This window comes from Pseudomonas sp. A39, assembly GCF_058145955.1.
Genome location: NZ_JBYVMD010000021.1, coordinates 41,394 through 63,587, shown reverse-complemented (window position 1 = coordinate 63,587; position 22,194 = coordinate 41,394). Strand labels below are relative to the sequence as shown.

The 22,194-nt window shown below is 60.5% G+C and carries 25 protein-coding genes; 20 read left to right on the top strand and 5 right to left on the bottom strand.

From position 1 onward, the window contains the following. Window positions 1–43 precede the first annotated feature (43 nt). The 19 genes from AC3ZU9_RS17200 to codA all read left to right on the top strand — a co-directional run bounded on the left by AC3ZU9_RS17200 (window position 44) and on the right by codA (window position 13,588). Window positions 44–1,201 carry an RNA-directed DNA polymerase gene (locus AC3ZU9_RS17200; protein WP_490091040.1) on the top strand — a complete coding sequence of 386 codons (1,158 nt, stop codon included), beginning with the start codon at window positions 44–46 and terminating at the stop codon, window positions 1,199–1,201. Window positions 1,202–1,244: 43 nt separating this feature from the next. Then, the gene (locus tag AC3ZU9_RS17195; protein ID WP_490091039.1) at window positions 1,245–2,957 is read left to right on the top strand and encodes a DNA cytosine methyltransferase; all 1,713 of its coding nucleotides are present in this window, start codon (window positions 1,245–1,247) and stop codon (window positions 2,955–2,957) included. A gap of 45 nt (window positions 2,958–3,002) precedes the next feature. Further along, window positions 3,003–3,590, top strand: coding sequence for a hypothetical protein (locus tag AC3ZU9_RS17190; RefSeq protein WP_490091038.1), 588 nt, complete (start codon window positions 3,003–3,005; stop codon window positions 3,588–3,590). 10 nt (window positions 3,591–3,600) lie between these two features. Further along, window positions 3,601–4,254, top strand: coding sequence for a hypothetical protein (locus AC3ZU9_RS17185; protein WP_490091037.1), 654 nt, complete (start codon window positions 3,601–3,603; stop codon window positions 4,252–4,254). A gap of 67 nt (window positions 4,255–4,321) precedes the next feature. Further along, a complete protein-coding gene (locus tag AC3ZU9_RS17180; RefSeq protein ID WP_490091036.1) occupies window positions 4,322–4,534 on the top strand; it encodes a hypothetical protein in 213 nt (70 codons plus the stop codon). Next, complete coding sequence (locus AC3ZU9_RS17175) at window positions 4,527–5,027, top strand: hypothetical protein (protein ID WP_490091035.1); 501 nt, start codon at window positions 4,527–4,529, stop codon at window positions 5,025–5,027. Before AC3ZU9_RS17180 ends, AC3ZU9_RS17175 begins: the two co-directional genes overlap by 8 nt. A gap of 105 nt (window positions 5,028–5,132) precedes the next feature. Next, window positions 5,133–5,681 carry a hypothetical protein gene (locus tag AC3ZU9_RS17170; protein WP_490091093.1) on the top strand — a complete coding sequence of 183 codons (549 nt, stop codon included), beginning with the start codon at window positions 5,133–5,135 and terminating at the stop codon, window positions 5,679–5,681. A gap of 49 nt (window positions 5,682–5,730) precedes the next feature. Further along, the gene (locus AC3ZU9_RS17165) at window positions 5,731–5,976 is read left to right on the top strand and encodes a hypothetical protein (protein ID WP_490091034.1); all 246 of its coding nucleotides are present in this window, start codon (window positions 5,731–5,733) and stop codon (window positions 5,974–5,976) included. Continuing rightward, window positions 5,973–6,719, top strand: coding sequence for a hypothetical protein (locus AC3ZU9_RS17160; protein WP_490091033.1), 747 nt, complete (start codon window positions 5,973–5,975; stop codon window positions 6,717–6,719). The genes AC3ZU9_RS17165 and AC3ZU9_RS17160 overlap by 4 nt, the downstream gene beginning before the upstream one ends. A gap of 15 nt (window positions 6,720–6,734) precedes the next feature. Continuing rightward, a complete protein-coding gene (locus tag AC3ZU9_RS17155; RefSeq protein WP_490091032.1) occupies window positions 6,735–7,166 on the top strand; it encodes a DUF7694 domain-containing protein in 432 nt (143 codons plus the stop codon). A gap of 69 nt (window positions 7,167–7,235) precedes the next feature. Further along, entirely contained in the window at window positions 7,236–7,448 is a 213-nt protein-coding gene (locus AC3ZU9_RS17150) for a helix-turn-helix transcriptional regulator (protein ID WP_490091031.1), read from the top strand. Window positions 7,449–7,511: 63 nt separating this feature from the next. Next, complete coding sequence (gene queD, locus AC3ZU9_RS17145; protein ID WP_003190259.1) at window positions 7,512–7,868, top strand: 6-carboxytetrahydropterin synthase QueD; 357 nt, start codon at window positions 7,512–7,514, stop codon at window positions 7,866–7,868. 126 nt (window positions 7,869–7,994) lie between these two features. Continuing rightward, complete coding sequence (locus AC3ZU9_RS17140) at window positions 7,995–8,369, top strand: hypothetical protein (RefSeq protein WP_490091030.1); 375 nt, start codon at window positions 7,995–7,997, stop codon at window positions 8,367–8,369. Beyond that, window positions 8,366–8,563 carry a helix-turn-helix transcriptional regulator gene (locus AC3ZU9_RS17135; protein WP_012723357.1) on the top strand — a complete coding sequence of 66 codons (198 nt, stop codon included), beginning with the start codon at window positions 8,366–8,368 and terminating at the stop codon, window positions 8,561–8,563. Before AC3ZU9_RS17140 ends, AC3ZU9_RS17135 begins: the two co-directional genes overlap by 4 nt. A gap of 26 nt (window positions 8,564–8,589) precedes the next feature. Next, on the top strand, window positions 8,590–9,036 hold the full coding sequence (locus tag AC3ZU9_RS17130) for a GNAT family N-acetyltransferase (protein ID WP_490091029.1): 447 nt from the start codon (window positions 8,590–8,592) through the stop codon (window positions 9,034–9,036). A gap of 3 nt (window positions 9,037–9,039) precedes the next feature. Continuing rightward, a complete protein-coding gene (locus tag AC3ZU9_RS17125; RefSeq protein ID WP_012723355.1) occupies window positions 9,040–9,663 on the top strand; it encodes an NUDIX hydrolase in 624 nt (207 codons plus the stop codon). A gap of 191 nt (window positions 9,664–9,854) precedes the next feature. Beyond that, a complete protein-coding gene (gene codB, locus AC3ZU9_RS17120; protein WP_490091028.1) occupies window positions 9,855–11,123 on the top strand; it encodes a cytosine permease in 1,269 nt (422 codons plus the stop codon). Next, a complete protein-coding gene (locus tag AC3ZU9_RS17115; protein ID WP_012723353.1) occupies window positions 11,120–12,325 on the top strand; it encodes a PucR family transcriptional regulator in 1,206 nt (401 codons plus the stop codon). The genes codB and AC3ZU9_RS17115 overlap by 4 nt, the downstream gene beginning before the upstream one ends. A gap of 27 nt (window positions 12,326–12,352) precedes the next feature. After that, window positions 12,353–13,588 carry a cytosine deaminase gene (gene codA / locus AC3ZU9_RS17110; protein ID WP_046036762.1) on the top strand — a complete coding sequence of 412 codons (1,236 nt, stop codon included), beginning with the start codon at window positions 12,353–12,355 and terminating at the stop codon, window positions 13,586–13,588. Between the two features lie 9 nt (window positions 13,589–13,597). Here the strand turns inward: codA and AC3ZU9_RS17105 are convergent, their stop codons facing one another. The 5 genes from AC3ZU9_RS17105 to AC3ZU9_RS17085 all read right to left on the bottom strand — a co-directional run bounded on the left by AC3ZU9_RS17105 (window position 13,598) and on the right by AC3ZU9_RS17085 (window position 20,678). Next, a complete protein-coding gene (locus AC3ZU9_RS17105) occupies window positions 13,598–15,748 on the bottom strand; it encodes a lipase family protein (RefSeq protein ID WP_490091027.1) in 2,151 nt (716 codons plus the stop codon). Between the two features lie 14 nt (window positions 15,749–15,762). Then, on the bottom strand, window positions 15,763–16,542 hold the full coding sequence (locus AC3ZU9_RS17100; protein ID WP_093544985.1) for a hypothetical protein: 780 nt from the start codon (window positions 16,540–16,542) through the stop codon (window positions 15,763–15,765). Beyond that, window positions 16,535–17,371 carry a DUF4123 domain-containing protein gene (locus AC3ZU9_RS17095; RefSeq protein ID WP_490091026.1) on the bottom strand — a complete coding sequence of 279 codons (837 nt, stop codon included), beginning with the start codon at window positions 17,369–17,371 and terminating at the stop codon, window positions 16,535–16,537. Before AC3ZU9_RS17095 ends, AC3ZU9_RS17100 begins: the two co-directional genes overlap by 8 nt. Next, complete coding sequence (tssI, locus tag AC3ZU9_RS17090; protein ID WP_490091025.1) at window positions 17,371–19,389, bottom strand: type VI secretion system tip protein TssI/VgrG; 2,019 nt, start codon at window positions 19,387–19,389, stop codon at window positions 17,371–17,373. Before tssI ends, AC3ZU9_RS17095 begins: the two co-directional genes overlap by 1 nt. Window positions 19,390–19,691: 302 nt before the next feature. Next, a complete protein-coding gene (locus tag AC3ZU9_RS17085; protein ID WP_043205125.1) occupies window positions 19,692–20,678 on the bottom strand; it encodes a diaminopimelate epimerase in 987 nt (328 codons plus the stop codon). Window positions 20,679–21,027: 349 nt separating this feature from the next. Here AC3ZU9_RS17085 and AC3ZU9_RS17080 point away from each other — a divergent pair, with 349 nt between their 5' ends. Beyond that, the gene (locus AC3ZU9_RS17080; protein ID WP_012723346.1) at window positions 21,028–22,179 is read left to right on the top strand and encodes an MFS transporter; all 1,152 of its coding nucleotides are present in this window, start codon (window positions 21,028–21,030) and stop codon (window positions 22,177–22,179) included. Window positions 22,180–22,194 lie beyond the last annotated feature (15 nt).

Below are 22,194 nucleotides of genomic sequence, written 5' to 3'. Positions count from 1 at the left end.
TCGCAGCGCTCCGCCAACAACGCCTACAACATGGACTTTGAAGATGGCTGGCTCAACAACAACGACAAGAACAACGAGCGGCTCGCGCGCCCTGTCCGCAGATTTAAGTGTTGCTCCCTTCCAGTTCGAGGATCTCGTCCAGGCTTACTACGACTGCCGACGCAACAAGCGGAATTCCGCAAGTGCCCGGCTGTTCGAGAGGGACATGGAGATCAACTTGCTGGATCTGCACGACGACCTGATTGCCGGCACTTACCGGCCAGGCCGATCCATTTGTTTCGTGGTCACCCGGCCGAAAGCCCGCGAAGTTTGGGCGGCAGCCTTTCGGGACCGCGTCGTCCACCACCTCATGTACAACCATGTGGCACCGCGCTTCTACGCCAGCTTCATAGCGGACAGTTGCGCATGCATCCCAGGGCGCGGCACGCTGTACGCCGCGACCCGGCTTGAATCGAAGATCCGCAGCGCCAGCGAGAACTGGTCGAAGCCGGTCTTCTACCTCAAGTGCGACCTGGCCAACTTCTTCGTCGCCATCGACAAGGCAGTGCTGCGCAAGCAGCTGGAGGCCAGAATCACCGAGCCCTGGTGGTTGGCCCTGGCCACGCAGATCCTCATGCACGACCCGCGCGAGGATTACGAGACCCGCAGCCCGGCGCACCTGTTCAACCGGGTGCCGCAGCACAAGCGCCTGGTTGCGCAGCCCGCGCACCTCGGCTTGCCGATCGGCAACCTGTCGTCGCAATTCTTCGCCAACATCTACCTCGACGCCCTGGACCAGTTCGCGAAGCACCAGCTGCGCGCCAAGCACTACATCCGATACGTCGATGACTTCGTGTTCCTGAATGAGTCGCCACATCAGCTCAACCAGTGGCTGGCCGAGGTCGAAGCGTTCCTGCCGAGGCTCGGTGCCAAGCTGAACCCCACGAAGACGATCCTGCAGCCAGTGGATCGCGGCGTCGACTTCGTTGGCCATGTCATCAAGCCCTGGCGTCGAACCACCCGCAAGCGGTCACTGGCCCAGGCACTGAAGCGAACCGCCGCGGCACCCGCCGAGGACCTGCGCGAGACCGCCAACAGCTACTTCGGCCTTCTCAGCCAAGCCAGCCACAGCGAAAAAGACCGCGCGGCACTCGCCCGTGTCGTGCTGAAGCGCGGTAACAGCGTCAACGCGGCGCTGACCAAGACCTACCAGAAGAAATAACCCTACCTCATCAACGAATCACGCCAGCAGGCGAGGATCCCCTATGCCCGATATCACCTACGGCTCTGTGTGCAGCGGCATTGAAGCTGCCACCCAGGCCTGGCACCCGCTGGGCATGCGCGCCGCCTGGTTCGCCGAGATTGAGCCGTTCCCCTCGGCGGTCTTAGCCCACCACTACCCCGATGTGCCGAACCTCGGCGACATGACCAAGCTTGCCGCCCTGGTGCTGGCCGGCAAGATCCCGGCGCCGGACGTGCTGGTCGGCGGTACCCCGTGCCAGGCCTTCTCTGTCGCCGGTATGCGCGAAGGCCTCACCGACCCGCGCGGCGCCCTCACCATCAAATACGTGGAGCTTGCAGATGCAGTTGACTATGTTCGAGCCATCAACGGCAAACCTGCCAGCGTCATCGTCTGGGAGAACGTCCCCGGCGTCCTCAGCGACAAAGGGAACGCCTTCGGATGCTTTCTTGGCGCGCTTGCTGGGGAAGACTGCGAGCTGCAGCCTCCAGGGAAAAAATGGCAGGACGCTGGTTGTGTGTATGGACCCAAAAGAACAATCGCGTGGAGGGTCCTGGACGCCCAATATTTCGGCCTGGCCCAACGACGCCGTCGTGTGTTCGTTATCGCAAGTGCTCGAGACGGGTTCGATCCCACCGAGGTACTTTTTGAGCGAGAAAGCGTGCGCCGGGATACTGCGCCGCGCCGAGGCCAGGGGCAGGACGTTACCGGAACAGCTCCTTTCGGCCCTGCGCTCCAGTGCGGAGAGGGATGCGAGTACGTCTTCCCCGAGCAGTTAGGTGCCTACGGCTTCCCGAACTGCGAAGGCGACTTCGGTCCAGCGTTATCGATGTTCGGTGGCATCCCTGCCTTCGGTGCCGGGCGCATGTCCGGATCCATCGAAAAGGCAGGCACCCTCACCCATCACGAAGGCCGCAACGACCTGGACAGTGAGACGTTCTTTGTCCAGTCAGCCCCTGAGATCGCCGGTGCACTACGTAGCACAGACGGTGGCGCCGATGTCGACCATTGCATGGCGGGACACCTGGTAGCCGGCACGCTCAACGCCAACGGTAAGGCCGCCGGCAGCGCAACCAATCAGGACGCCGAATCAGGACTACTAGTGGTGCACGCACCAAGTGGTGATCAGGCCTTTATCGCTGATGACTACAAAGAAGGCACGTTCACCAAGAGTGAAACAGCCAGGCCTCTAACTACAAGCGCGGACAGGTCAAGGGCGGCGCCAATCGTTGTTACCGCCTTCTCCTGCAAGGATCACGGCGCCGACGCCGGGGAGATAGCCCCTACCCTGCGCGCAATGAATCACTCAGGCAGCCACGCCAACGCCGGCGGCCAGGTCGCTGTCTGCATCACTGGAGACATCACGCACACGTTGAAGGCTGAGGGTTTCGAAGGTAGCGAGGACGGTACCGGGCGTGGGCAGCCAATCGTTCCCGCTTACTCGACCAAGCTTCATCACACAGCGGCTCTCGGCGCTGGCAAGTGGTACGAGGAATACACGGCTTCCCTGGACGCTTGTAGCCCGCCGCCAGCTCTGCTCGCGCCCACCCAGGTTCGGCGCCTGGTTCCAGTCGAGTGCGAACGCCTTCAGGGCATGGCCGACGACTACACCCTGATCCACTGGCGCGGCAAGCCAGCCAGCGAATGCCCAGACGGCCCCCGCTACAAGGCGATCGGCAACAGCAAGGCCGTCACCGTGGTTCGCTGGATAGGCCGGCGGCTTCTGCAACAACTCTGAACTCCCCCACTCCACCGCCCGGGCATGGCCCGGCAAGGAAACCCTGTGATCAACTTGTTCTGGCGCATCGTCGCCAAGCTGCTTGCGCGCCCTGCGGTTGCCGCCTGGCTCATCGCCCGCGCCCAGCGCACCCCGTACCAACACATCATGTCCGCCGACGGCACCGAGATGTACATGGGTCGCTGGTGGCTGTTCAACCCCTACTCCCGCGAAACGCACAAGCCCGCGCTGTGGTGGTTCCCGTGGTCGTTCCGTGTGCACCACATCATGCGGCATGACGAAGACCGTGACCTGCACGACCACCCGTGGAACGCCCGCACCATCATCCTGCGCGGCTGGTATGTGGAGCAGCGCCAGGCAAGCGAGGAATGGAAGAAGGCGGTCAGGTCGGGAATGGTTCCAAACCCCCACCCGAAGATCGTCGACTGGGTAATGAGGGACGCATGCGAGTGGATCAGGCGTGATCAGGGCGACACCGCCCGCCTCAACCACGGCGAGTACCACCGCATCGACCAGATATCACCAGGCGGCGTCTACACCCTCTTCATCACCAGCAAGTGGCGTGGTGACTGGGGCTTTCTCGTCAACGGCGTGAAGGTGCCATGGCGCACCTACACCGGCACAGACAATTGAGGTTCTGAGCATGAGCAAGATAATTCAAACGGTTGAAAAACTGGATGCTGTGCTGCACTGGCGACGGAAGCACGCGAAAGCCATGAGGGCCGTCGACGCCGGAAAGGATCGAGAAGCCGCACTGCAACAGCGCCTGACCGCAGCGGATGAGCTGGCAGACCACAACGCAAGAGTGTCAGCAATCGCGGTAGAGGATGTCGTGTTGCTGCAAAAGCGGGTGGATGTGCTGGAGGGGTTGGTGCGTGACGCTCAGAAGGCTTTCAACTACAACCCCGAAGGAAGTTGCTACAACCCTGGCATCGCGTTCGTTAAACCCTGGTCGGTGCGTGCGGCGGCAGCAATGGCGGCGAAGCTTGAGCCCGAGCCGTGCACCTGGACGAGTCTTGAATTTAGTTGGCAGTCCAGCTGCGGCATGACTGGCTGGGAGTTCACTGACGGCGGCACGCCCGCCGAGAACGGCATGAAGTTTTGCCATTGCTGCGGGAAAACCCTTGTTGTTGAGATTGAGGATCCGTGCGCCTGCATCGGCTGCAATGCGCAAAAAGTCAGTAGTTCGCTGTTTTGCTCCGCTCACCGTTCAGCAAAAAGCCGCACGCGTGGACAAGACCCGCTTACAGCGGACGGCCTTGAATGGCTGATGCAAAGCGATGGGCACCAGCAATGAAAGCCCAACTCCCCGCCTACTGCTGGTGCCTGCTGGCACTGGCACAACTGATTTGCTGAGGTGATTTATGAGTGATTTCAAACGGCACAATGCCCAAGGTTCTCGTAGGCCAAAAGGTTTAAAGCCAGAAACCATCGTTCACGCAAAAGGTGGAGGCGAGGAAATTATCCAGCGTGCCGACCGAGTTGACTGGCGCAATGTTTCCTCATGGGCTTTAACGGATAAGCCTGTTACTCCAGTTGTTGATTACGCATTTTGCGACGGGGCGTGCGATGAGTGATAAAGCCATGACCACCAACCAAACGATTGACGGCGTGCCGGGTGAGCAAATGGCATGCGTGCCGGTTGAGCGCTGCTACGACGTCCGCGCGAAGATGATCATCGCCTTCAACGAGGCAAAGAAGGCTGGCGGTGATCTGGATGACGCGCTCGATGCTGCATACAAGTCGGCCTTGCGCTATTCGCCTAACCCACTGAACGCCGAGCACCTCGCGCCGGTTGCGACGGCGCCCATTCAGGAAGATCGCGAAACCCTAATCGGGTACGGTCGAAGTAGCGGCCTCGAAGAAGCTTCGACGCTTTGCGCCCGCCTGGCGTACGCCGCCTACTACCCGCCGGGCACACGATTCAAGGCATTTACACCGAAGGCCCAGAAAGCCCTGGGCGATCTGCTGATCAAGGCAGCCAACGAGATTGCATCGTTACCCAGCGGGCCTTACGAGCGCTTCAAGGCGCGCCAAGCCAAGAAGGCCGAGTCTGCCAAATCCCGATAGGAGTACATCCGTACTCCACCCGCAAAACCTGTAACCCCTCCCCCTTCAAAGTCAGCCGCTATAGCGGCAAGGACGAGTGCGCCCGTGAGCATCATCGACGACGTAATGACCGACAAGATAACCCTGCACGGCCTGGGCTTTGTGCAGGTCCAGCTGGAAGGCAATCAGCGCCTGCATGTCTGGCACCCTGAACTCCCCCGCCGCGCCTGCTTCGAGCATTCGGCGATCCACGACCATCGTTTCGACTTCGTGTCGCGCGTGCTGGTAGGTACGCAGATCAACCATATCCACGCCCATCAGAAAAAACACGACGGCGAGTTCGTACTGTATCTGCACGAGGGTAAGCGAACAGAAAGCGGCGGGCGACCTTGGACACCCGACGGCCGCGCCGATCTAAATTTGGTCGTCTCATTTGAGGTGCCCGCCGGCAAAGATTACGACAGCACTGCATACGTCTATCACCGTACCGAGCCGGGCGGCGATGGTCGTGTGGCCACCATCATGCGCAAGACCGGCGAATGGCAGGCGGGGGCCCACTCCACATGCCGAGTAGGAATCCAGCCAGATACTGACTTTGACCGTTACCAGTGGTCACCGGCCCAGCTCTGGGAAATTGTCTCCGACGTGATGCTCGGGCAGCGGGTGACGCCATGATCGCCACCCTCTGGTTCGCCTACGTGTTCATCTACAAGGGGCCAAGGCCATGAATACCTATCGACACACCTTCGCCGCCGTCTGCCCTTCCGACGGCGAAACGATCATCTACCGGCTTGAGTTGCGGTCGAACGCCATGATCCACGTCGAGCACATCAAGGCGGCGACGGCACTGATCAAAAAGGGCTGGCATGAGCAGATCGCCGACCGCCTAGCTGAATCCCTGGGCGGTGATCAAACCATCAACGCCACGCACCAGGGCGTTGAGATCGAAACAGTGAGGCTTAGCGGATGATCCATTACCACGGCTTGCCGATAACGCCAGAGACAGCCGCCGCTGCTGCGATTGGTGGTGGCCACGCCTTCGTGAGCTTCAGCGATCCCAGGCAACTAGCACTGGCGGCTCAAGTCTGCCAGTCGTTTGCTATCGACAACGGAGCGTTTTCCGCCTGGAAGCAAGGCAAGCCGGTTACCGATTGGAAGCCGTTCTACCGCTGGGCGGCCGACGCAAAGCTGATCCCCGCCTGCGACTTCGCGGTGATACCTGATGTGATCGACGGTGACGAGGCCGCAAACGATGCACTGATCGAGGAATGGCCGCTGCCACGATGGTTTGGTGCGCCCGTCTGGCACATGCACGAAAGCCTTGAACGCCTGGAGCGCCTAGCGAGCAGTTGGCCAAGGGTGTGCATCGGGAGCTCGGGCGACTATTCCCAGCCGGGCAGCGCGGCGTGGTGGATGCAGATGAGCAAGGCAATGCGGGTGGTCTGCGACGATGACGGCAGGCCTATGTGCAAGCTTCACGGTCTACGCATGCTTGACCCGGCAATCTTTGGCCATCTACCCCTATCCAGTGCGGACAGCACGAATATCGGCCGGAATATCGGCATTGACCAGGCTTGGCGCGGCACGTACTCCCCGCCCACCAAAGAGGCGCGTGCGGCGGTAATGCGTAGCCGCATCGAGTCGCACAATTCTCCGCCCCGCTGGACTTACCAAATCCCAGAGCCTGCGCCGAAGCAAGGCGCACTGCTCTAACCCCAATCCCCCTACATGCCTGCCGGTGAGCGGCGGGCGAGGATAACTATCGCCATGAACACGGATAGGAACCAACGGCGCCTGCTAGAAAAACAGAACGCCAAGCTGCCGCCATATCTCCAGCGAGTTCCACAGGATGAGTGGCCAGGCTTCAAGCCGCCAGACCTGATTGAAGTTTGGCGATCGCGCGGCTTTCTCGTCCAGATATACACCGAGCCATCCGGCTACCAACGCATGAGCATCTGCCGCTCCGTCCACAACGGGGATAGCTGGGTTGACCAAGTCACCTGGGATGAGCTCATGCGCCTCAAGCGCGAATGCGGGCGTGGAGGCCGGGATGCCGTTGAGGTTTTCCCGGCTGACCAGGACATCGTGAATGTCGCAAACATGCGGCACCTGTTCTTTCCGCCGGAGCCATTGACCTTCAAGTGGTCGGCGCCTCGATAAATCACTACCCACCTTCTGCCGCCCAGCGCGGCTCATTGACTCACGCCGCCCGCGGCACGGAGAATCAACATGGCAGCAGCAGAAAATATTGATCGCTTCCTGCGCCTCGACGAGGTGCTTCACACTACCGGCCTGGGCCGCAATACTGTTTATCGGCGGATCAGGGAGGGTACGTTCCCAAAACAGGTTAGAATAGGCCCCAACTCGGTCGCCTGGCGCCAATCGGCAATTGCTGAATGGATGACCTCAATCACGCCCAGCAACGACCAATCAGTACATTGATCAGTACACCAAAACCTGACAATCGCACAGACCCCTTTAAAACCCTGCCCTACAGGTTATACCGTGGAAATCTTCAAGGAATTTACATTCGAATCCGCCCACCGCCTGCCCCACGTACCGGAAGGCCATAAATGCGGGCGCCTGCACGGGCATTCGTTCAAGGTGGCGATCCACCTGAGCGGCGACCTCGATCCCCATACCGGCTGGATTCGCGACTTCTCGGAGATCAAGGCGATTTTCAAACCGCTCTATGAACGTCTCGACCACAACTACCTCAATGACATCCCAGGCCTGGAAAACCCGACCAGCGAAGTGCTGGCCAAGTGGATCTGGAATGAGCTGAAACCCCTGCTGCCTGAGCTCAGTGCGATTCGCATCCACGAGACTTGCACCAGCGGTTGCATCTATCGCGGCGAGTAAGCGATTGCGCGTTGAAGAACCACCTGCGGGTGGTTTTTTTACGTCTGCCACCCCCAATGTAAAGCACCCTTGACATGGCAATAATCCAAACCTAATGTAAAGCACCCTTTACTTGTGGAGTTGGTCATGTCGGTCAAACGCTTTCTGGTGGAATTCGCGGTGATAATGCTGGCGTACATGCTGTGCGTCGTCATTTCCAGCGCCTATGTGTCGTCCATGCCCGACGGCGCCGCAAAAATCGCCTTGGCCTTGCTACCAGTGATTCCGATGATCGCGATGGCGGTTACGATCATCCGCCGGCTGAACGCCATGGATGAAATGGGCCGCAAGATCCAGCTGGACGCGCTGGCCGTGGCGTTTGTGTGCACGGCGCTCACGACCTTCAGCTACGGCTTCCTGGAAACTGCCGGCTTCCCACGCTTATCGGCCTTTATGGTGTGGCCGATCATGGGTGGCGTCTGGTGCGTGGCCACGATCATCGGCACAAGGCGCTACCCATGAATAACCTGATGCGTCAGTTACGCTCGGAACTGGGCTGGTCCCAGGCCGACCTTGCCGAGCGCCTTGGCGTATCGCGCCAGACCATCAATGCCATCGAGACCGGCCGCTACGACCCAAGCTTGCCGTTGGCGTTCAAGATTGCCAAGGTGTTCGAACGGCCTATCGAAGGGATCTTCGAAGCGCCGACAGATTGATCGACTGTCCAAAGGAGCACATTGCAATGATGCGCCTCGCCACTGTTGCTGATGTTGCTGCCATCGAGGCTATCGTCCAGGCGGCCTACTCGCCGTACATCGAACGGATCGGCCGCAAGCCAGGGCCGATGCTGGAGGATTATCACCAACACGTGAAAGCCGGAGGCGTACACGTGCTGGAAAATGCCGGGCGGGTTCAGGGTTTTATCATCCTGCTGGATGCTGATGACGCACTGCTGCTGGATAATCTGGCCGTCGCCCCGGATGCCCAGGGCCTGGGCCTCGGGCGGTTGCTGATGGATTTTGCCGAGCAACAGGCGCTCGCCGCAGGCTTCGCCGCCATTCGCCTGTACACAAATGAAACCATGGCCGAGAACATCAGGCTGTACACGCGCCGTGGCTATGTCGAAACCCACCGGGCCGAAGAACATGGCCTGCACCGCGTATACATGACCAAACAACTCCAGGAGTAACCCATGGAAAACACCTGGCTGGCCCAAGCCAAACGCTTGCAGGCGTTGGCGTCCACGGGGCTGCACTTTTGCACTGATGATTTCGAGCGCGAGCGCCTGGAAGAAATTGCCGCGATTGCCCACAGCATGCTCGCGCAATTGGGCAATGTGCCCTTGGAGCGCATTACCGGGTTAGTCACCGACTTTGCCCAGCGCTATTCGACACCGATGATCGACGTACGGGGTGCAATCATCGAGGACGATCGAATTCTGCTGGTGCGCGAGTTGACCGATGGCTGCTGGGCGTTGCCGGGCGGTTATGCCGATATCGGTTTGTCGGCAGCGGAAAACATCGTCAAGGAGATTCGCGAGGAAGCCGGGTTGACGGTCACCGCGCGGGCGCTGTACAGCGTCACGCACAAGGCCAAGGGTTTGTATCGTCCGGACGTGCGGGACTTCTACAAGCTGTACTTCCTGTGTGAACCGGTGGATCAGTGCGCACCGATGGCGGGTTTCGAGACTACGGAAGTGGGCTTTTTCCGCCTCGATGCGCTGCCGCCGCTGTCCCGTGGGCGCACTATCGAAAGTGATCTGGAGGCGGCATTCGCCTTTCATCGCGGCGAGACGACCTACACGTTGTTCGACTGATCCAATTTGTATCACCGCTGCACCGCTTTCGTGCCCGACTGGGCACGGCGTACAACCCTTCCTGCGTTTCTCCCGTGTTTGGCTATAAATAGTGTGCACGATGCACAGCGTCGACCGTGCGCCTGTCACTGCCGCCGGTTTGGCACGCACGGTGCAGTAGGCCTGCGTCACTCATTCAGGGAGCAAGGCACATGACGCAGCAAGAACCGGGCAATGATTACCCCCTCAGCGAAGTCCCGATGCATGCGCGCAAAGGCCTGGCGTCGACCGCCATGGTGCTGCTGGGCTTTACGTTTTTTACCGCGACCATGTTTGCCGGCGGCAAGCTGGGGGTGGCGTTCAGCTTTATCGACATGCTCGGCGTCGTGGCCCTGGGTAACCTGTTGTTGGGTATCTACGCCGCAGGCCTGGGTTACATCGCGTTCAAGAGCGGGCTGAATTCGGTGCTGATGGGGCGCTTCTGCTTCGGCGAACTGGGCAGCAAGCTCAGTGACTTGATCCTCGGTTTTACCCAGATTGGCTGGTACGCCTGGGGTACCGCCACGGCTGCGGTGGTGCTGGGCAAGTATTTCGAACTGAGCCAGGGCAGCGTGCTGGCGTTGATGGTGCTGTTTGGCCTGGTGTTTTGCGCCACGGCCTACATTGGTTATCGCGGGCTGGAGATTCTGTCCTACATCGCGGTGCCGGCGATGGGCATCCTGCTGTGTCTGTCGATGTGGGTGGCGACCGTGAAAGTCGGTGGGCTGGAGGGGTTGTTGGCGGTGGTGCCGAGCGGTGCGTTGGACGTGTCCACGGCAATCACTCTGGTGTTCGGCACCTTTGTCAGCGGCGCGACCCAGGCCACCAATTGGACGCGCTTTTCGCGTTCGGCCAAGGTGGCGGTGCTGGCCAGCCTGATCGGTTTCTTTATCGGCAACGGCTTGATGGTGCTGATCGGCGCCTACGGTGCCATCGTCTATCAACAACCGGATGTGGTCGAAGTGTTACTGCTGCAGGGCTTTGCCATGGCGGCGATGGCCATGTTGCTGCTCAACATCTGGAGCACCCAGGACAACACCATTTATAACTTCGCGGTGGCCGGCTGCAACCTGCTGCGCACTAAGCGGCGCAAGACCGTGACCCTGGCCGGCGCGGTGATCGGCACCCTGCTGGCGTTGCTTGGCATGTACGACCTGCTGGTGCCTTACTTGATCCTGCTGGGCACGGTGATCCCACCGATTGGCGGGGTGATCATGGCGGACTTCTTCTACCGTTACCGCGGCCACTATCCGCGCCTGGCCGACGCTCGCCTGCCGGCGTTCAACTGGCCTGGGCTGGTAGCGTATGCGGTGGGCACGGTGCTGGCCTTCAGTTCGCCCTGGGTCGCGCCGTTGGTGGGCATCGTTGCTGCGTCGTTGACCTACATCGTGCTCACCGCCGTACTCCGGGTGCGCGCGCCGCTGGCTGACGCCCGCGCATGAGCCTGACCCTTGCCGATGTACTGGCCCTGCCGGGCTTGGAATCAATGCGCCTGCGGGCCGGCGCCGTTGGCCTGGATAATACCGTGCGCTGGCCCTATGTCGCGGAGAACAGCGGGATTGCCGAATGGGTCTTGGGCGGCGAGCTGGTGTTCGTGACCGGGATCAATCACCCACGGGATGAAGCCAACTTGCTGCAATTGCTGGATGAAGCCTGTCAGCGCCAAGTGGCTGGGTTGGTGATACTCACGGGGCCGGCATATATCCAGGCGATTCCCCCGCGTTTGCTGGAGGCAGCCGAAGCCGCCGGCATGCCACTGATCGAACAGCCCTATTCGCTGAAAATGGTGCTGGTGACCCAGGCCATTGGCTCGGCGCTGATCCAGTCCGAGCAATTGGGGCGCTCGCGGCACGATGTGTTGGAGCGCTTGCTGACCGGCGATTACCAATCCCTGGATTTGCTGCTGCATCGTGCAGTGCAATTGGGCCTGTCGCTGGCCGGGCACTGGCAGGTTGTGCAACTGCAATTGGAAGGCAGCGAATGGCTGTTTGCCCAGGGCGATGCCGCCTATGTAGAGGCGCAGCTGGCGCGGCAACATGACGCTATCAGTCGGCGTTTGCGTCAGGTGTCTGCCGGGTTGCCGGTACTCGGACGGGCCGGGCAATGGACACTGCTGCTGCCGGCGCCGGACGCTGTCGCCGCCTTGGCCAACCGCCAGCAATTGGCCAACTGGCTCAACCCGCTGAACCTGCGCCTGGCGCCGCTCAAACTGTTTATCGGCCTCAGCGCCGCCGCGCACCCACCGGTACGCCTGGCCCAGGCGCAGGATGAAGCGCGCCAGGCGTTGGCCGCTGCGCGGCGTTTCAGCGAGCGGGCCGGGCTCTGCATGTACGACGAACTGGGCGTGCTCAAACTGCTCAGCGGTGTGCGTGATCGCGCCCTGCTCGACCAATTCCTGAATGAACGCCTCGGCCCATTACTGCGCCACGACGTGCACCATGGCCCCAGCCTGATGCCGACCCTGGAAGCCTGGTTTCACGAGAATGGTAACCTTGTGGCCGCCGCCCAACGGCTGGCCGTGCACCGCAATACCCTGACACACCGTGTCCAGCGCATCGAAGCCCTGTGCGGCCTGACGCTGGATAACGCTTATGACCGCCTGGACATTGGCATTGCGCTGATGATCTGGCGGCTGTCTGCCTGATTGTTTTTAGCCAAGAGGAACTTGCCCATGCACATCATCAACGCCCGCCTGCGCAACCGTGAAGGCCTGCATGATCTGCACCTGGAACATGGCCGGATCGCCAGCATCACCCCCCAATCGGGTACAACGACTGCCGCAGCCGACGACTTGGACGCCGCCGGCAACCTGGTGATTCCGCCCTTCGTCGAACCCCATATCCACCTCGACGCCACACTGACCGCAGGCGAGCCGCGCTGGAACATGAGCGGCACCCTGTTCGAAGGCATCGAATGCTGGGGCGAACGCAAGGCCACCATCACCCAGGCAGACACCAAGACCCGCGCCAAAAAGACGATCCAGGCCCTGGCCGCCCACGGCATCCAACACGTGCGCACCCACGTCGACGTCACCGACCCGGACCTCACGGCGCTCAAGGCCATGCTGGAAGTGCGCCAGGAAAGTACGCACCTGATCGACCTGCAGATCGTCGCGTTCCCCCAGGAAGGCATCGAGTCATACCGCAACGGTCGCGAACTGATGGAAGAAGCCATTCGCCTCGGCGCCGATGTAATCGGCGGCATCCCTCACTTTGAGTACACCCGTGACCAGGGCGTGAGTTCGGTGAAGTTCCTGATGGACCTGGCCGAACGCACCGGCTGCCTGGTGGACGTGCACTGCGACGAAACCGACGACCCGCATTCGCGCTTTCTCGAAGTGCTGGCCGAAGAAGCCCGCAGCCGTGACATGGGCGCTCGCGTTACCGCCAGCCACACCACCGCCATGGGCTCCTATGACAATGCCTACTGCGCCAAGCTCTTCCGCCTGTTGGGGCACTCCGGTATCAGCTTCGTTTCCTGCCCCACCGAGAGCATTCACCTGCAAGGCCGCTTCGATACGTTCCCGAAACGCCGTGGCGTCACTCGGGTCAACGAACTGCTGGAGGCCGGCATGAACGTGTGCTTCGGCCAAGACTCCATCGTCGATCCCTGGTACCCCTTGGGCAACGGCAACATCCTGCGGGTGCTGGAAGCCGGTTTGCACATCTGCCACATGCTTGGCTACCGCAACCTGCAAAGCGCGCTGGACCTGGTGACCGACAACAGCGCCAAAGCCATGGCCCTGGGCGAACGATACGGCCTGGAGCCTGGGCGGCCAGCCAACCTGCTGATCCTTTCGGCGGACAGCGACTACGAGGTCATCCGCAGCCAGGGCCTGCCGCTTTACTCGATCCGCAACGGCAAGGTCTTGATGAAACGTCAGCCGGCGCAGGTGGAGTTTGTGTAAAGGCTCTGTTCAGGCAATCGAGTCGATATCCAGTGTTTGCGCCCTCCCCCATTCGCCAGGCATGGCGGGAGGGATACTGGCGACCTGGGCCAGCTCGCGGTTTTCACGGTGGCTGAACCAGCGCCTGAGGCTCGGTTGCAAGCTGGCGCTGTGGGCTTGACTGCCGTAGACATCACGGGCTTCCAAACGGCGCCAGCGCAGGGTCGCAAGGCGCTCACGACTGGTGTGCAAGCGGTCGATCTCGGCGTTCAAGGCTTCGTTGTGCTCATAGCCCCGATCGTTGGCGGGCTTCAGGCGGACCAGTTCGCGGCGTTTGTTGCGCAGTTGCTGGCGCATGGTTTCGAGTGCGTGATCGAGCCGTTCAAATTCTCTCGGTGTGACCAAGGGCCCGCTACTTTCCTGGGTTTGTTGCCACCGACGTAGCGTCGCCCAGGCGGCTGGGATATAGCTGGCGGTCATGAAGTGCTGATTGGCCTGAAACAGCTGTTTCAGCAGATTGTCACGGTCAGGCATGTCACCGTGGAGTTGCAACGCTCGGTTGCAGCCGGCTTCCTGGATGGACTCACAACCAGGTTTCCACAACACTGAAGAATGCGTGCCATCTGCGAGCATGATCGGCATGAAGTGTTGCTGTTCGCCATGGTGCTGGTAGGGATTGCCACCGAAACGTACCAGGCCGGCCGCAAACAGCAGGCCACCGGACGCGGGAGCGCTGAAGAGCGTGACGGCGCCGGGGATCCAGAGTTTGGCGGTGGTGTTCATCCACGGAGCCGGGACGCTGGGGACCGGATCGTTGTGGTTGACGATGCGGTGGTGGACCAGGCTTGAGGCACCGAGGGTGAATTCGGAGTCGGCGGCGCGCGGGGCACCGTAGGTGTAGAGGAGGATGTTGTAGTTCCCCTCCGGCGCTCGGCGCAGGCCTTCTGCCAAGAGTAAAGCGATTGCGCCACCCAGGCTGTGGCCGCAGATGATTATTCGTTGGCCGGTGTGAAACTGAGTGAGGTAATGCAGCACGAAATCACGCATCGCCCGATAAGCCTGATAAAACCCTTCGTGCGCCTTGCCGATACCCTCGGCGAAAGCCACCTGATGAGCGTCTGCATCCCGTAGCCCATCTGCAGCGCTGGCAGTACCCCGTACCGCAATCAGGATCACCTCATCGTGATGACTGATAAATGCCTGCGTGTCAGTACCAAATTCTTCATCATCAAAAAAATGCAAACTCGCGGGGTGCTCCTGCTTCTCCGCCAATTCCGGTCGGTTTTGGGGGTACAGCGTGGGATCGAAAGGCAAAATCTCGAAGCGCCGGGAATACGGGACCTCTTCGTAGAGCGGATAGAACCGTTGCTGTTGGTCTGCATCGACTCGCCAGGCTTCGTGATAACCCGAGAGCTTTTCAGCAAAAAAATGACCGACGCTTGGGTCGAAGGGGAATCGAACTGCGTCCCGAGGCCGTTGAGGTGGCTCCTGGCCGAAATTGCAATAACTCAAGGTGGCCATCAACGCCAGCTGATACAGGTTCAAGGCACAGAAGCTGTCTTCGGTTGAAAGCATCGGACGCAACGCTCGCAGTGGCCGAACCTCCAGGGCGGTATGGATGTTGGGAAATAATACGATCCCCGCCAAGGTCGATTGGGGCGGCCCGAAGCCAAGGTCCGCCAGCATCTTTAACGCGTGCCGCTGGGGTTGATGAGTTCGCTGCGCAACCGGTGGCAAGTGGGCGACATGACGGACCAAGTCGCGAACTTCAACTTGATAAAACCGACTCGTTGTTGGTTGAGCCGGATCACCCTCGGTACGCCGACCGTCGGAGCGAGCAAATCGAGTGTGTTCCGCCCGAATTTGAAGCTCGGTGATAGGGAGCTTGTAAGCTCGGCGCGACATCAGTTGCTGATACAACGGCTCCGTTCCTGAATACAGGTCGTCAAAAACAAGGGCCACAGGCCCACAGTAAATATCTTTGAGTGTGGCGAATCCATTTCCGTCCAGCCTGCCTTTGTATTCTTGCCCCGCGCTATCGTGAAGGGTGTAAGGCAATCCACCGTAGGCCGTCCCAACGCCGAGTTCATCTGCCAGGCAAAAACTCACCCAATGCCCGCGCAATGGACAAGCCGGCTTGTTATCACTGAAAAAAGGTTGCTTCCGTGCGTCCAACATCATGAGTTTGCTCCTTGTTACTTGCACGATGGGTAGACATCACAGATGCGACCATCGGGCATTTTTATAGGCTTAAAGTCGGTGGTATTACCGTTGCAAAACGCGTACAGGTCTTCAAAGCTGCTACCTTTACAACGCTTCCATCCGCCAGGTACTGCCACCCAGGTACCGTCAAAATACGGTTCTTCCTCGTCAATTAAAGTCAGCGTCACCCTGAGTGTCTTTCCCGGCAACTGATCCCGCTGCACCACGTGTCCTGATCCCTGTCCGTGTGGTTGACGGGCCACCTCAAAAGCCTTGCATGAAAGAACCTTGATGATCGCGTGTTGCGGCCCCGCCGTCCGAAACAACCACTGACATTGCTTGTGCAATTCCTGAACGCCCGAATCTGGCATCCCAGGTATATCGGCGTTCGAGGGATCTGTGATTGAGAAACCTGCCAGGTCTCCCCCGACGTCTGAATATCGGGTCCCCCACTTCGCATACGTTCTAAAATCCACACTGCGCAAAACCGTAGGGCACCCTTCAATGATCTCCGTCAGCGGTAGCTCAAAACTCACGCGTTCAGCCACCGGTTTGTAACGCGCAATAAAAATTTTCCTCTCGGGCCTTTTGCCTCGACGTCTCGGCAACGTGCACGTTTCCCCAGTCGCGGGACCATAGTTGGCGCCGCCGATGAAGCGAAACTCCGCCGGCAAATCCACCTCCAACGTAAACCGTTCAACCGGTTTGCTCACGCACCCCGCCAGCCCTATCATCGCCAGCACAATCAACACGCCCCACCTTCGCCTAGCCATTTTTTCCTCCTATCAATTCCCACTGGGCTGCCACCCGTTCAAAATGCTCTCCCGGTGACTCCCCAACCCGCGGCCCCCACTGAACGACCGTGCCCCGTGTGGCCTCTTCCAACCGTCGTACCACCAGAAACTCAAGTTGCTCGGGCCTTCGCCACTGCCAGGTGCGAGCCTGCTCCAATACCTGCGCCAGCCAGATTCTCGGGTCCTGGAATTCCGCTAACACGACCAGGTCTTCACTGTGCTCGGTCAACAGGTAACGCAGGATATTGGCCTGCAGGATGGCTTCAGCGTTCGGGTTGGGGGTGTTCAGCCAAAGCGCGGGGTTGGGCACCGGATGTTCACCGGGGGCCGGGTTGTCAGCCGTGCGCCAGCGCCCTTCGTGCCAGTAGCAAACGCTGAACAACGGGCCGAGGAATTGCGGCCAATGTTCCACGAGCAGATAGGCCAGTGCGCGTGCCAGGGTGCGGTTGTCGTGAAAGCGGTACATCGATTGCGCACCTTCCGGGCCCACTAGCAGCCTGTCACGCCAGTGCCGAGTCACGACGTCCAGGTCCTCGCTTGGCAGGCTGCCCAGCCAGCCCCAGTTGTTCTCGGGCTGCTGCAAAAGGCCGAGCAATGCAGGCTCGTTCATCTGCTCCAGCAACAGAATCACTGGGCCTTGCCCCGCCAGTTCCGCCAAGTCGGTCTCGGCGTAGAGGCTGCGATACTGTGAAACATCGCGCATCGCCAGCAGTGGCTGACAGGCTTCATGCTGCCCCTCAAGGATCAAACACAACCGATGTCCTGCCTGATGCTGTTGATCCATCCATTGGCCTGGCATGTTCTGCATCAAGCAGCCCTCCCCGGCAGATCACACAGGCCTTCGCGGCAGCGCTCGCACACAGGGCAGTAGTCGGCCCCCAGTTGGCTGGCCAGGTTCATGAGGGTGCCTTGCACCACGGAGATCGCTGGCCTGTCGGCCGCCGCTAACGCATTCGCCGCTCGGGTCACGGAGGGTGAACCGCCCAGGGTGATGGGCCGACTGCTGAAGATGCCCCCCGCCTGGATGACCAGGTGCTCGCCGCCCGCCTTGAGGCTCAGTTGCGCCCCGGCATCGATCACCAGGCTGGCACCGGACTTGAGGTGAAGCTGCTGCCCCGCTTCGACGAACAAAGTCTGGCCAACATAGGTCCGGCTATCGCCGTGTACCTCGAGGTGATCGCTGGCCTTGAGTACGACGCTGCGATCACCCGTGACCTGGCGATGCTCCTCGCTGCCCAGGTGAGTGGTGCTCATACCCTGGATGACTTCCCGGCGTTCGCCCGCCACCTCCAACCGGCTGTCATGGCCGACCTGCTGCTCCAGGTCCCGCTGTGCGCGAAGATAAATCAACTCCTCGCCGCGGCGGTCCTCCAGGTACAGCTCATTGGCGCCCGCGCCGCCGAGGGAACTGCAGCTGCGCAAGACACTGCGGGTCTTGTGCTGCGGGAGGGGATAGGCCGACCTGTGCGACGCATTCGGCAGGCAACCGTTGATCAACGGTTGGTCCGGGTCCCCTTCCAGGAAGGTCACCAGCACCTCCATGCCCACACGCGGAATCAGCGTTGCACCGAACCCGTCACCGGCCCATCCGGACGCAACCCGGACCCAGCAACTGCTTGTATCATCTGACGTATTCAGGCGGTCCCAGTGAAAGCGCACCTTCACCCGGCCATAAGCGTCGCAATGCACCTCCTCTCCGGGCGGCCCGGTCACAGTTGCGGTCTGGCTGCCATGGATGCTCGGCTTGGGATGTTTGAGGGGGGGTCGATGTACCGCTTGCCAAGGGGTCGCCGTGAAGCGATTGCGATACCCCAGGAACCGGTCAGTCGGGGGCGCAGCCTCCTCCAGCACCTGCGGTTGATAGCCCTCGTGACGCACCGAAGTGATGAGCCACAAATCGTTGCATGACGGGTCGGGGTGATCGCGTAATTCAAGAAAATGTCCACTGCGCAGCGCGGGTTGATCACTCCTGCCCAATGCCCGAAGACGGTCACGTTGGTGACGCTCCAGCCCCCGCCGCGCCAAGCGCTTACCCCGGACATGGCCGCTGAATCCTGCTGGGTAGTGATAATCCTCAAGAGGATGCGTCGGAGCAGAACCGGCGGTGTCCTGCAGAAGCAACGAAGGGTGTTCGAAATCATGATCGCGGCGCACCGTCGCCTGGCTGCGTGTGCCCAAACGCACCTCGAAACGCTGGATAACCTGCGTTTCGGCCTGCGGCCCGCCAGCCGGGCAATAGCGCTGCACCGGCAAGCGGCGAAACACCGTCTGGTCGTCACCGAACACCAACAGATGAGCGTCCGTGCTGTGACGAAAATGATAGTGAATGCCCTCCTCTTCACACAGCCGCTGGATGAAGTGCAGGTCACTTTCCGCGTACTGCACACAGAACGTGCGCAGCGGATAAACCACGGGGCCCAGCTCGAACACGTAGGCGTCCGCCAGAATGCCATGCTGTTCGAGGACGACGGCGATGATCTGCGGCACGCTGCGCCGCTGGAAAATCCGCTGGTCGCGCCGATGCGCAAGATAGGCCAGCCGAGGTGCCAGGGTCAGGTGGTAGCGCGTGGTGCGCTGACCTGGGTCATCTCGGCCAATCGCGTAGATATGCCCATGCAGGCCTTCGTTCGCGTCGCCGAAATCCAGGTAGGCGGGTTGGTGGAGCAACGTCTCCAGCGCTAGGGAGGGGTTTTCGCTCACGACCTGTACGTGGATGAAAAACGCTTGATCAAGGACCTCGCTGCCGTTGAATGCCAGCACTTGGAAGTCGGTATTTATGCGTGGAAGAATAAGTTTGAAACGTGACGAAATAAACGCGTTAACCATCCGTTGTTGCCCGCCGCTAATGAATGACCGCCCTGAAATACTCTTTCTCGCTAAAGAATAAGTGACCGAGAAAAAAGCGCCTGAACGCCTCAAAGCTTAGCGATTACGGGGAAGAATCGACCGCGAAAAAATAAAAAAGAAGTTTCGTACGAAGAAGTTGGAAGTGTCTTTTACCAAATGAAAAAACGAGGCAATGCGCCACTTCTTAGTCATAAGAAATGCCCTACATTAAAGTTCGTCACGATAACTAACTAACAGAGAAACAGCCGACGCCAAATCACAGCGTCAGCCGTTAAGACACCTCACCCTTGCAGCCGCGCTGCACCGAACAGACTGACGCTCAGCAACGTCTTGTCCTGAGTGTGCAAGCGCACCGGCGCAATGCCACCAGGCATGACCACGGCAATATCACCGCTCTCAACCCAGCCTGCACGCCATGCCGCGCATGCCACGGCACTGGCGCTGGTTCCGGAAGACGCAGTGGGCCCCTCTCCGCGTTCGAACACCCGCGCGATGAGTCGATTGCGGGACTCTCGCGCCGCCCATTGCAGGTTGACCCCAGCCGCACAGGGTTGCCCACCGCCTGCGGGAGGTGCAAAGGCAATCGCCTTCAAGGCTTCGAACAGGGCGGGCTGCTGCATTTGTGCGTTGTCGGGCAATGCCGACACCCGCTCGACCAACGTCACACAATGGGGGTTGCCCACCCGTACAAATTGACTCGTGGCCCACTGAGGGTTGATCGCCGTCAGCTCACTGATGTGGCTCAGTTCGGCCCCCTCCAGAAAGGCTTGATCAACCCCTTGGGCCCCCACCGCCGAGGGTCCGAACGTGGGCAACCCCAGTTCAAGCCAGAACCCCGCAACGTCCTCACGAACGGACGGTTCCACCCGAGTGGCGACGGGCGATACCGCATCCGTTTTGTCGTGGTGTACGCGCAATTCACAGGCGTCAGTCATCAGGGCCTGTTCGGTCAGCGCCTGGGCAAAAATCGTCAAGCCATTGCCGCTGCGCTCGGCCAAAGAGCCATCCGTGTTAACGATCAACAGGTCAAACGGCGGCTCGGCCTGGAACGGCCCGACCAACAAACCATCACAGCGATGCGCCTTGGCATCAGCCGGGCGTGGTATCGCGCCCCAGCCGCATTCGGAAGCGACGGCCGATGCCGTCCAACGGCTACGAGTACGCGCGGCCAACGCCGCGCTGTCGGGCACCTCAATGCCCTTGTTTCTTAACAAGGCTGGGCTGACCACGCCATAGATGTTGCCGCGAGCATCGTAGAACAGGGTCATAGCGTGGTTTGCCTGAACAGCTTCATCGGTTCGTCCGTTTGGTTGCCTGCACACTCAGGCAACAGCGTATTACAGAACCTACCGACAATGGGAGGCGGCCTGGAAGGTGGTAATCACCGTGAGCACGAAGGGGTTCAAAAGCCCTCACGGAGATTACGCACCTTCCAGGCCGCCTCCTACACACCCGATACTTCTTACGTGGCTGCAAACTGCCCAGCCGTTCCAAGTGTGTAAAAATAAAATTCACGCCCGGCAAAACGCCAAGGGAACCCCGCTCGCGCACCAACGCCTGATATGCAAGGATGTCGCGCCGGACATCGTTCGTTGAACGCCAAACCAAGGACTTTTCATGACTGCCATCTCCACCTCAGCGCCCGTGGTTCCCGGGCGGCTGGAGCAAATGTCGACCCGTATCGCCTTCTTCATTGCCGGCTTCGGCATTGCCGCCTGGGCACCGCTGGTGCCGTATGCCAAAGCCCGTGCCGAACTGAGTGAAGGCACACTGGGCCTGCTGCTATTGTGCCTGGGCGTCGGCTCGATCATTGCCATGCCCGCAGCGGGTGCCTTGGCATCGCGCTTTGGTTGCCGACGCGTGCTGAGTGCCGGGACGATCATGATCTGCCTGGCTTTGCCGGTGTTGGCGACGGTCAGTTCGATTCCGTTGCTGATGGCGGGTTTGTTCCTGTTTGGTGCCGGTTTAGGCACGGTGGATTCCACCGTCAATCTGCAGGCCGTGATCGTCGAGCGTGCCAGTGGCAAGACGATGATGTCCGGTTTTCACGGGCTGTTCAGCCTGGGTGGGATTATCGGCGCGGCGGGGGTCTCGGGATTGCTCGGGTTGGGCCTTTCGCCACTGCAGGCAACCCTGGTGGTGATCGTCATCACGCTGGCGGCACTGCTCAAGGCGGCACCGCACCTGCTGCCGTACGGCAGTGAAAGTTCGGGCCCGGCGTTTGCCGTTCCGCGTGGCGTGGTGCTGTTTATCGGTTGCCTGTGCTTTATTGTGTTTCTGGCCGAAGGCGCAGTGCTCGACTGGAGCGCGGTGTTCCTCAGTGCCGAGCGCGGCCTGGACGAAGCCTATGCAGGCTTGGGTTACGCAGCCTTTGCCTTGACCATGACGCTCGGACGGTTGACCGGTGACGCCATCGTGCGCCGGCTGGGCGCTACTCGGGTGATCGTGGCCGGCGGTGCACTGGCAGCGGTCGGCACATTCCTCGCCACCTTGTCCCCGGCTTGGGAAATGGCCTTGCTGGGATATGCACTTGTAGGTGCCGGGTGCTCGAATATCGTCCCGGTGCTGTATACCGCTGTCGGCAAACAGAACGTCATGCCAGAACACATTGCCGTGCCGGCCATTACCACCCTGGGCTATGCGGGGATATTGGCCGGACCTGCCTTGATTGGGTTCATCGCCCATGGCAGCAGCCTCGCTACGGCCTTCCTGTTGATCGCAGGGTTGCTGGCAGCGGTGGCGGTGAGTGGAAAAATACTGCGGGTATGAACGTAAAACAACACG